Raw genomic sequence first — 10,250 nt, 5'->3', positions numbered from 1 at the left:
TTTAGTTTTCAAAGAACAAGTTAGTTTGTCGCTCTGTTAGAAGCAACTCTTATATATTATCAGGTATAAAACCCGATGTCAATAAGTTTTTTTATTTTCCTTGTTGCTGACTAAGTAGCTCGTAGCAACAGATATAAATATAGCATCTTTATAAACCTATGGCAATATGTTTTTTCGTTTTTTATTTGCAGAAATAAAAGAAAGATTATTCGTATTAATGTGTTCAAATCTATTCAGTTAAAACATCAAGTCTTCGGGCTGATCTAATTCTTAAAACGTTAACTGCTTGGCTTCTGCTCCATTGCAATATTTAGTTATGCGATAGTGAACAAAATCTTTCTGTATCCTTTTAATTGCAGGACAGCGGTCATGCCAAAAATAATAAAAGGCATAGCAGCCATGGCCGCTTTGCCTTTTATTAAAATCTATTAACGGTGGCGCATTAACGGGAATAATAGCACGTCCCTAATAGAAGGAGAATTAGTCAATAGCATAACTAATCGGTCAATCCCGATGCCGAGTCCTCCTGTTGGAGGCATACCATATTCTAACGCTTCGATGAAATCATCATCCATTTCATGCGCTTCATCATTACCTTGTTCTTTTTCTTTTAGCTGTGCTTCAAAACGTTCTCTTTGGTCGATTGGATCATTAAGCTCAGTAAATGCATTCGCATGTTCCCTTGCAACGATGAACAACTCAAAGCGGTCTGTGAATCTAGGATCTTCGTCGTTCTTTTTAGCCAATGGCGAAATATCCACTGGATGTCCATAGATGAATGTTGGCTGAATTAGATGCTCTTCGACTTTTTGCTCAAAGAATTCATTCACGATGTGGCCGTATTGCATATGCTCGGTAATTTCCACGCCATGCTCCTTAGCAAACGCACGTGCTTCCTCTGTGCTCATCTGAGGCCAGAAGTCTACTCCAGTATGTTCTTTAATTGCATCTACCATGTGGACTCTCTTCCACTCCGGCTTAAGATCGATTTCATAGTCGCCATACTGAATTGTTGTTGTCCCAAGAACATCCTGTGCGATATGGGCAACCATGTTCTCAGTAAGGGACATGATATCACGCCAATCAGCGTAAGCTTCATATAGCTCAAGCATCGTGAATTCAGGGTTGTGTCTTGTCGAAATCCCTTCATTCCTGAATACTCGGCCGATTTCATACACCTTTTCCAGTCCGCCGACAATCAGGCGCTTAAGGTGAAGTTCGATTGCGATACGCATGTAAAGCTGCATATCCAGTGCGTTATGGTGAGTGACGAATGGACGTGCAGAAGCTCCGCCGGCAATAGAATGCATTAGAGGCGTTTCAACTTCAAGATAACCTTGTCCATCTAAATATCGGCGCATTGATTGGATGATGCGGCTGCGGTTGATGAAAGTCGTTTTGCTGTCATTGCTTGTGATCAGGTCAAGGTAGCGCTGACGGTAACGCTGCTCTACGTCCTTAAGTCCGTGGAATTTTTCCGGAAGCGGACGTAACGCCTTTGACAAGAAGATAAAGTTTTCAGCTTTAATAGAAAGCTCGCCCACCTTTGTCTTGAACAAAGTCCCTTCAATCCCGACGATATCGCCTAGGTCTGCTGTATCAAAAATCTCATACTGCTCTTCACCTACTGCATCCTGACGAACATAGATTTGGATTTGGCCAGAAAGGTCCTGAATATGAGCAAAGCCAGCTTTACCTTTGCCGCGCTTAGTCATGATACGTCCAGCTATTTTTACCGAAACGTTCTTTGCTTCGATTTCTTCTTTTTCCAATTCCCCAAATTCGCTGATCAGCTGGTCAGTCAGGTGCGAACGCTCGAAACGTTTACCGAATGGATCCATGCCCTTTTCACGCAATGAATTCATCTTGTCTCTTCTGACTCTGAGCTGGTCATTCAATTCTTCATGACTCATGTCGCTTTCACTCCAATATATAAATAAATTTATTATGTAATCCTAAGTAAGTTTGAATGGATACTTTTATTATTTTACACAAACTATCCGATTCAGACATTAAAAATCTCTAAATCCCTACAGTTTTCCAAAAGAATGATAAAAAAAGCGCTAAATAGAATAAAAACTGCCAGTCTTATCCACTGGCAGTTGCATTAATAAAGGTATTATAGGAAATGTAGTTGGGAATGTCAATTTTTATCCAACCCGGTGAGCATTTTCCTCGCTGGCAGCATCCACTTCGTCAGCGAAGTTTGTCAACAAGCAGGCAAGCTGGTCTCTTGTGCTGCATTCATTGATCTGGTTGCGGACTGTAGCGTTGCCGCGGATACCTTTTAAGTACCATGCAGCGTGTTTGCGCATTTCACGAACAGCGATATGTTCATTCTTCAAGGCAATCAAACGGTCAAGGTGAAGGATGGTGACATCGATTTTTTCACGTGCAGATGGCTCGCCCATCAATTCACCTGTTTCAAGGAATTTAACAGTACGGTAGATCATCCAGGGATTTCCGAGTGCCGCACGGCCAATCATAACACCGTCCACTCCTGTTTCTTCAAGCATTCTTTTTGCATCCTGAGGTGTTTGTACATCACCGTTACCGATAACAGGAATGTTTACTGCCTGCTTCACATCGCGGATGATATCCCAGTTTGCGTTTCCTTCATACATTTGTACACGAGTACGTCCGTGTAGAGCGACTGCCTTACCGCCAGCACGTTCTACAGCCTGTGCATTCTGGATCGCAAAGATATGATCCTCATCCCAGCCCATACGCATTTTAACGGTAACTGGTTTTTCAACTGCTTCCACTACAGCAGATACCATTTCATAAATCTTGTTTGGGTCAAGCAGCCATTTAGCGCCTGCATCACATTTAGTGATTTTCGGAACCGGACAGCCCATGTTGATATCAATGATGTCCGCATTCGTATTCTTATCCACGTATTGTGCCGCCTGGACAAGCGTATCCTTCTCACCGCCGAAAATCTGAAGGCTCAGCGGCTTCTCGCGCTCATCTATATATAACATGTCCAATGTTTTATCATTTTTAGAAACGATTCCTTTATCACTAACCATTTCGGCACATACCAGTCCAGCACCGAATTCTTTGACTGTAAGGCGGAATGCTGAGTTACAGATGCCAGCCATTGGTGCAAGGACGACCTGGTTTTTCATTTCAATATCACCAATCTTAAGCACGGTATTCCTCCTTATATCATCTTAAATTATATAAAAACATTACTGTGGGCTTAATTCATCTATACTAACATCCAGAAATTCCGCTATTTCACCAATCAAGCTGTCATCAGGCATCCTGTTGCCCCGTTCGATTTCACCTAAAATCGAAACCGATATTCCCAGCTCTTTTGCGAAGCTTTCTTGTGTAAAACCCTTCAGTTTTCGATAAGCGCGAATACGTCTTCCCCATTTTTCTGCTTCCATATTCGTACTCCTTCTTTATCAGGTATACTTTGTAAACAGGTTTTCAGAGGCTTCTCCATTGTGGGAAGCATGAGATTCGGGTCCATTTCTAGCAATGGAAGGATTACAAACGCGCGTTCGCTCATCCGAGGATGCGGAATTGTAAGCTTCTCTGTTTCAATATTTTCTTGATTATACATTAAAATGTCAAGGTCTAATGTTCGTGGACCCCAACGAATTTCCCTTTTTCTCCCAAGTTCTTCTTCTATTTTCAAGCATTCATCCAAAAGCTCAAGCGGTTTTAAGCTCGTAGAGACTTGGACCGCCATATTTAAAAATTGATCCTGGTCCGTGAAGCCCACCGGATCTGTTTCAAATATGGAAGAAGTATTTACCACTGAGACTTCTTTGTGGCTTTCAAGGAGGAGAATTGCTTTTTTCAGATATTCATACCGGTCTCCCATATTGGATCCCAATGCTATATACGCCTGATTTTCCACTCTTATCTGCTCCTTGTAATTTCGACTGCAACCGACTTGTAATGGCCAGGGATTGGCGGGTCCGGCTTGATCACCTTAACATGGCATACTTCTACGGTCGAAAAGCGCTCAAGAATTGTACTGGCGATTTTTTCAGCAACTGCTTCGACCAATTTATACGGTTCACCTTCAACAATTTCCTTGCATACCTGATAAAGCTCGCCGTAATTGACGGAATCCTCAAGATTGTCACTGTTCCCCGCTTTCGACAGGTCCAGCTCTACTGTTAAATCAACGCCAAAGCGCTGGCCCAGTTTTGTTTCCTCAGGAAAAACTCCATGGTAGCCGTAAAACTCCATTTGGTTTACATGAATCTTATCCACTGAAATCACCCTTTCCCATGAGTGCATCCATCATCTTAGCCGTTCGGGACATCTCCTTCACATCATGAATCCGTACGATCTGGCAGCCCTGCTGGATTCCGAAGCATACTGTTGCCCCTGTGCCTTCCGTTCTTTCTGAAACTGGAAGATCGAGCACTCCGCCGATCATCGATTTTTTCGAAGTTCCGAGCAGCACAGGATACCCAAGTGAAACGAGTGTATCGAGATGGCGCATAATTTCAAGGTTTTCCGCCAAGCTCTTCGCAAATCCGATTCCAGGATCCAAGATGATTTGGTCGTCCTTCACACCTGCTTTTTTGGCAATTGTGATACTTTCGTATAAGTCATTCAAAACATCTCTAATGAAATTTGAATAATTTCGGTCATTCCTATTATGCATTAAAATGATTGGTACACCAGTTTCGGCAGCTACATCGGCAATTTCCGGGTCAGCCTTCGCACCCCAAATATCATTGATGATGACCGCTCCAGCATCAACTGCTTTTTTTGCGACCTCTGATTTATACGTATCAATGGAGATAGGGATATGAAGTTCCTTTGTGATCGCCTCAATCGCTGGCACTACCCTCGATATCTCCTCCGCATCCGAAATCCGTTCATATCCAGGCCTTGTTGATTCTCCGCCGATATCTAAAATATCCGCTCCATCCTCAATCATCTGCCTTGCATGCTTTACCGCATTTTCTACGTGGCTATACTTGCCGCCGTCTGAAAAAGAATCCGGAGTGACGTTCAGGATTCCCATGATTAACGTCTTATTGGCATAATCCAGTGTATACTGACCTGCTTTTATCAAGGTTGATTGCTCTTTAATCATTCGCGAGCCCTCCCAACTGTGTTTTGCTCCAAAGTGTTTCGCGGTGAGCTTCATAATGTTTATATAATGTTTTTACAATACGCCCTTCTTTTCCCGGGTAATCCGTTCCGGAAAAACTAGTGACAGGGACGATTTCCTGAATTGAATTTGTTAGAAACATTTCATCCGCCGCTTCTGCTTCTTCCTTTTTGTAAAAGCCTTCACGAACCGTGAGACCCGCCTCACGGGCCAGCGCAATGACGAACCTGCGGGTGATTCCATTCAGAATGCCTGTTTCAACGGCAGGGGTGAACAGGATGCCATCCTTGTACCAAAATACATTCGAAACAATCCCCTCTGATAAAAAGCCTTCTTTGGTCAGAAAAACACCTTCCATATCAGGGGTGTTGCCAGTTTCGCGCTTTGCGAGCACATTGTTCAGGTAATGATGGGATTTAAGTCTCTCCCCGCCCTCGGGAGTGTTCCGATTGATTTCCAAAAGTATCGCTTTTTTCTCGGCCATCACTTCTGGAGCAGGAAGTGGCTTTGAAAACACAATGACGTTCGGCTGTGTGTAGCTCTCCGTCTGCAAGCCGATTTCCCCATTACCCGCCGACACATTGAAACGGATGTATGCATGGCTGTACCCATTTTTAGCTAAAAGCTCATTTAAGATTTTTAAAACTTCCTCACGGGTAAAAGCTGCCTCAATATTGAGCATCTTCATTCCAGCATTCAGCCGCTCAAGGTGGTCATCTAGTAAAAACGGATGGCCATTGTAGATGCGAAAAGTTTCAAAGACTCCAAGGCCATATAAAAATCCATGGTCAAACGGAGAAATCATGACTTCTTCCTTTTTGGCAAATTGCCCATTGATATATACGTACATTACAATTTGACTTCCATTTGCGCTGATTTATAAAACGAGATAAAGTTCCTTAGCAGCTGCTTCCCTGATGTTGTCAAAATTGATTCAGGATGGAACTGAACTCCCTCAACCGGAAGGGTTTTATGGCGGATGGCCATGATTTCGCCTTCCTCTGTCCATGCAGTTACTTCAAGACAATCAGGAAGGTTGTCCTTTTTTACAATAAGTGAATGGTACCTGGCTGCAGGGAAAGGATTTTCCAATCCAGCAAAAATCGTTTTGCCATCATGATAGACCCTGGATGTTTTTCCATGCATAAGCCTTTCAGCACGGACAACCTCACCGCCAAACACTTGCGCGATAGACTGATGCCCAAGGCATACACCGAAAATCGGTATTTCCCCAGCGAAATTCTTGATCGCTTCAAGACTGATGCCTGCCTCATTAGGGCTGCAAGGCCCCGGCGAAATCATCAGAAACTGAGGTTTCAATTCCGCAATGCCTTCAATCGTATTCTGGTCATTGCGGATGACCTTAAGCTCCTCGCCCATCTCACCTAAATATTGAACAAGATTATATGTGAATGAATCATAATTATCGATCATTAAAATCATGCTTGACCCTCCGCAAGCTCTTTTGCCTTCCAAAGTGCAATTGCTTTCTTTAAGGATTCTTTGTACTCATTTGCGGGAATGGAGTCAATTACGACACCGGCACCCGCCTGGACATGGGCCTTGCCATCCTTAACAAGCATCGTCCTGATGATGATGTTCATTTCCATATTGCCGTTAAATCCGATCCAACCAAGCGATCCGGTATATGGTCCGCGCCTCACCGACTCTAGTTCCTCGATGATTTCCATCGTCCTGACTTTAGGAGCGCCGGTAATCGTTCCGCCTGGGAATACTGCATTGACAACATCAAACCAGTCTTCACCATCAGCAAGTTCCCCTCTTACATTCGAAACGATATGCATGACATGGGAGTACTTTTCAATTGCCATGAATTCATTGACTTCAACGGTCCCGTACTTACATACCCTTCCGAGGTCATTCCGTTCGAGATCCACAAGCATGACATGTTCAGCACGCTCTTTTTCGTTTCGAATCAATTCATTGGCAAGCTGGAGATCCTCTTCATCCGTATTCCCTCTAGATCTTGTACCAGCGATCGGCCTTGTGCTGACTTCTGACCCTTTTATTTTTGCTAAAAGTTCAGGCGAACCGCTGACAAGCTGGAAACCAGGCGTATGCAGATACCCCATATACGGTGAAGGATTCAGAATACGAAGCTGCCTGTATACCTCCATCGCTTCCGTTTCAATCGGCTTCGACTGCCTTACCGATAGATTTACCTGGAAGACGTCACCTTGTGAAATATACTGCTGGACCCTCTCAACCGCCTCTATGAATTCAGCCTCATCCATGGAAACTTCTAAGCTACTGTCAGCTGGCTTGTATACCGTTTCTGCTAGTGGAGGAAATTCTGCTTCCCATCTCTGCTTCCATTCAGATAGCCTGTACTCTGTCTGTTCCTCCTGGCCAACTTCAGCAAGTGCCATGAGCCACAGCTGCTCAGTCTCGTGATCAAATACAAACCATTCATAGAAAAGCTGAAAATATACTTCAGGAATCCCTGAATCGTCCTTGGCCAATGACGGTAATTTTTCAATATAACGGGCATAGTCATAGCTTAGGTAGCCAATCGCTCCGCCCTGAAAATCCGGAAGAGCATCTATTTCAGGAACCTGATATTCTTCCATTTGGATCTTCATTAATTCAAGAGGATTTCCCTCAAGCTCAACTGAAGCTCCATCCTTTGTGACCGTCAATCTATTATTTTTTCCTGAAAAAATAATCTTCGGATCGAAGGCAGCGATGCTATATCGGCCGCCCCTTCCGCTTTCCAGGATAATATGCTCTTTGTATTGCTTTGCAATATGATCGTATTGATGAAAAAAACGTGAAGCTGTATAAGGAATTGTTAATGATTGAATGCTATAGCGCGGCAAGCTCTTCACTCCTATTTTTTTCTCTTTTTCCATCATACATGATGGAGAGCCCGCTTTCATTTTTTAATTGATAAAAATTGAAGGGTTTTCATCAAATTTTTACACGAAATTCTATTCTTTAATGGACTTCATTTACATTAAATTTCAGTTCATTGGAACTTCTCCTGGTTGAATTTAATTTTCTCCTAGTTGCCTTATGTATGTTGAATTCTTCCTTATAGCTGTACCCGTAAAGAGATCATTCCATAAAAAAAGAGACAAGCTTTTATGCCTGCCTCTTTCAAAAACAATTTATTCTTCGAATTGATAAAGCGGTGTGCTTAGGTAACGCTCGCCATTGCTTGGGATGATTGCGAGTACTTTCTTGCCCTTGCCAAGCTTTTTCGCTGTCTCTAAAGCTGCATATATGGCTGCTCCAGATGAAATTCCACCTAGGACGCCTTCTTCCTTTGCCGCGCGGCGGGCGTATTCGAAAGCCTGCTCATTCTCTACCTTGATGATTTCATCGTAAACAGTTGTATCCAGGACTCCTGGGATGAAGCCTGCGCCGATTCCCTGGATTTTGTGAGGTCCAGGCTTTCCGCCTGATAATACTGGTGAGTCAGCAGGCTCAACTGCAATGATTTTAATATCCTTGTATTTTTCACGAAGAACTTTTCCTGCACCGGTAATCGTTCCGCCTGTTCCAATCCCCGAAATGAAGGCATCGAGCTGGTCGCCCATCTGCTCCACAATCTCAGGTCCAGTCGTTTTTTCATGAATTGAAGGGTTTGCAGCATTTTCAAATTGCTGTGGCACGAAGTAGCCATGTTCTTTAGACAATTCCTCTGCTTTTCGGATCGCACCGCCCATACCTTCTGGACCAGGAGTCAATACAAGTTCGGCCCCATATGCACGAAGCAAATTCCTGCGCTCCATGCTCATCGTTTCCGGCATGACAAGAATCGCTTTATAGCCTTTAGCTGCAGCCACCATCGCAAGGCCGATTCCAGTATTTCCGCTGGTAGGTTCGATGATTGTATCTCCCTGCTTCAGCAAGCCCTTAGCTTCAGCGTCCTCAATCATCGCAAGTGCGATACGGTCTTTTACACTGCTGCCAGGATTCATATATTCTAACTTCAAATATACATCGGCACTTTGATCATCAACAAGTCTGTTTAATTTCACAATCGGTGTCTGGCCAACAAGTTCTGTTATTGAATTTGCAATGCGTACCATTTTACCCACCCCTTTTTACTTTAATCCGAGTATCTTAATTGGTTTTATTAAAATTTACCAACTCTTTAGGCCTATGTCAAACAGTTTGCTTCGACAAAAAGCAAAATCAGTCTTCTGCCCATCCTTTTTAAACTATCCTACTTCAAATCGCTCTAAACCATCCCCAAAAGAAAAGCACCGGTCCACAAAACCAGTGCCCTTCATCTTATTTTTTCTCGCTGTCACCATAAAACCAGCTGACTTCCGCTTCGTTCCAAAAGGCTCTTGCCGAGACAGGGATATCCATTTGTTCAAGTGCCATCTGTCTGCGGATTTGATTCTTCACTTCCTTGAAGTCGTATTTTTTCCCTTCAAGCTTCTCGTGAAGATAAACAATCGCGTAGCCGTTTTCAAGCTTCACAGGGCCTGTCCATTTTTCCGGTTTCAGCGTTTTAGCTGCTTCAACGACTTGAGGGTCAACTCGTTCATCCTCTTCATTGATAAACCCGATATCACCGCCCTGGTTTGCGGAAAATTCATCGATGGACCGCTCCATTGCAAGAGCATCAAAGCTGGAGCCATCCTTTAATTCCTTCACCGCTGCATCTGCTTCTTTTTTCGTTTCCACTACGATTTGTGAAAGATGGTAGGATGCAGGAAGGTCAAACAGGCTTTTATTTTGTTCATAGAATGCCTTCATATCGTCTTCAGTTACTTTTACATCCTTTGTTAAAAGCTCTTCCAGCAAGAGACTGTATTTAATTTGCTGTTTCCATTTATCTTCGCTCTTTGGTTCATTTTCAGCTGAAGAGTACATCGCTTTGTATATATTCAGTTCCCGCTCGATCGCCTTGTCAGAGACCTTAATTTTATAATCATCAGCCATTTGCCGGACTACTTCCTGGTCAACAAGGTCCCTTAGCGTTTCTTCCCCATATCTTTCTTCTAGTTCAGTAAGCCACTCCTGCCGGGAAATCGTCTTATTGCCAATCTCCGCAACCGTCTCTTTATTCCCTTCCAGGAAGGCAGGCTTGAACAGCAGCAGCACGAGAGTAATAACGTTCAACATGGCTAACCCGGCAATTACATACCAAAGCTGCTTTTTCTCCACTTCTCTT

11 protein-coding genes are annotated in these 10,250 nt (G+C 43.5%); all 11 read right to left on the bottom strand.

Annotated features, from left to right (window positions below; translation table 11 throughout):
- Positions 1-428: 428 nt before the first annotated feature.
- Positions 429-1,913: a lysine--tRNA ligase gene (lysS, locus tag V7654_RS20260; RefSeq protein WP_335432630.1), complete on the bottom strand. Its 1,485-nt coding sequence runs from the start codon at positions 1,911-1,913 to the stop codon at positions 429-431.
- Positions 1,914-2,150: 237 nt separating this feature from the next.
- Positions 2,151-3,155 carry a tRNA dihydrouridine synthase DusB gene (gene dusB, locus V7654_RS20255; protein WP_335432628.1) on the bottom strand — a complete coding sequence of 335 codons (1,005 nt, stop codon included), beginning with the start codon at positions 3,153-3,155 and terminating at the stop codon, positions 2,151-2,153.
- 39 nt (positions 3,156-3,194) lie between these two features.
- Complete coding sequence (locus tag V7654_RS20250) at positions 3,195-3,398, bottom strand: helix-turn-helix domain-containing protein (protein WP_335432627.1); 204 nt, start codon at positions 3,396-3,398, stop codon at positions 3,195-3,197.
- Positions 3,350-3,877: a 2-amino-4-hydroxy-6-hydroxymethyldihydropteridine diphosphokinase gene (folK, locus tag V7654_RS20245; protein ID WP_335432625.1), complete on the bottom strand. Its 528-nt coding sequence runs from the start codon at positions 3,875-3,877 to the stop codon at positions 3,350-3,352. The genes V7654_RS20250 and folK overlap by 49 nt, the downstream gene beginning before the upstream one ends.
- A gap of 2 nt (positions 3,878-3,879) precedes the next feature.
- Positions 3,880-4,239, bottom strand: coding sequence for a dihydroneopterin aldolase (folB, locus tag V7654_RS20240; protein WP_335432623.1), 360 nt, complete (start codon positions 4,237-4,239; stop codon positions 3,880-3,882).
- Entirely contained in the window at positions 4,232-5,077 is an 846-nt protein-coding gene (gene folP, locus V7654_RS20235) for a dihydropteroate synthase (RefSeq protein ID WP_335432622.1), read from the bottom strand. The genes folB and folP overlap by 8 nt, the downstream gene beginning before the upstream one ends.
- Positions 5,070-5,945: an aminodeoxychorismate lyase gene (gene pabC / locus V7654_RS20230; RefSeq protein WP_335432620.1), complete on the bottom strand. Its 876-nt coding sequence runs from the start codon at positions 5,943-5,945 to the stop codon at positions 5,070-5,072. Before pabC ends, folP begins: the two co-directional genes overlap by 8 nt.
- On the bottom strand, positions 5,945-6,538 hold the full coding sequence (gene pabA / locus V7654_RS20225) for an aminodeoxychorismate/anthranilate synthase component II (RefSeq protein WP_335432618.1): 594 nt from the start codon (positions 6,536-6,538) through the stop codon (positions 5,945-5,947). Before pabA ends, pabC begins: the two co-directional genes overlap by 1 nt.
- The gene (pabB, locus tag V7654_RS20220; RefSeq protein WP_335432616.1) at positions 6,535-7,968 is read right to left on the bottom strand and encodes an aminodeoxychorismate synthase, component I; all 1,434 of its coding nucleotides are present in this window, start codon (positions 7,966-7,968) and stop codon (positions 6,535-6,537) included. The genes pabA and pabB overlap by 4 nt, the downstream gene beginning before the upstream one ends.
- A 258-nt stretch (positions 7,969-8,226) precedes the next feature.
- The gene (cysK, locus tag V7654_RS20215) at positions 8,227-9,153 is read right to left on the bottom strand and encodes a cysteine synthase A (protein WP_335432615.1); all 927 of its coding nucleotides are present in this window, start codon (positions 9,151-9,153) and stop codon (positions 8,227-8,229) included.
- Positions 9,154-9,358: 205 nt separating this feature from the next.
- The gene (locus V7654_RS20210; RefSeq protein WP_335432614.1) at positions 9,359-10,243 is read right to left on the bottom strand and encodes a peptidyl-prolyl cis-trans isomerase; all 885 of its coding nucleotides are present in this window, start codon (positions 10,241-10,243) and stop codon (positions 9,359-9,361) included.
- Positions 10,244-10,250: the final 7 nt, after the last annotated feature.

This window comes from Bacillus sp. JJ1609, from assembly GCF_036967045.1.
Classification (GTDB): Bacteria; Bacillota; Bacilli; order Bacillales; family Cytobacillaceae; genus Mesobacillus.
The sequence above is the reverse complement of the archived record's forward strand: the minus strand, read 5'-3'. Positions and strand labels throughout refer to the sequence as shown.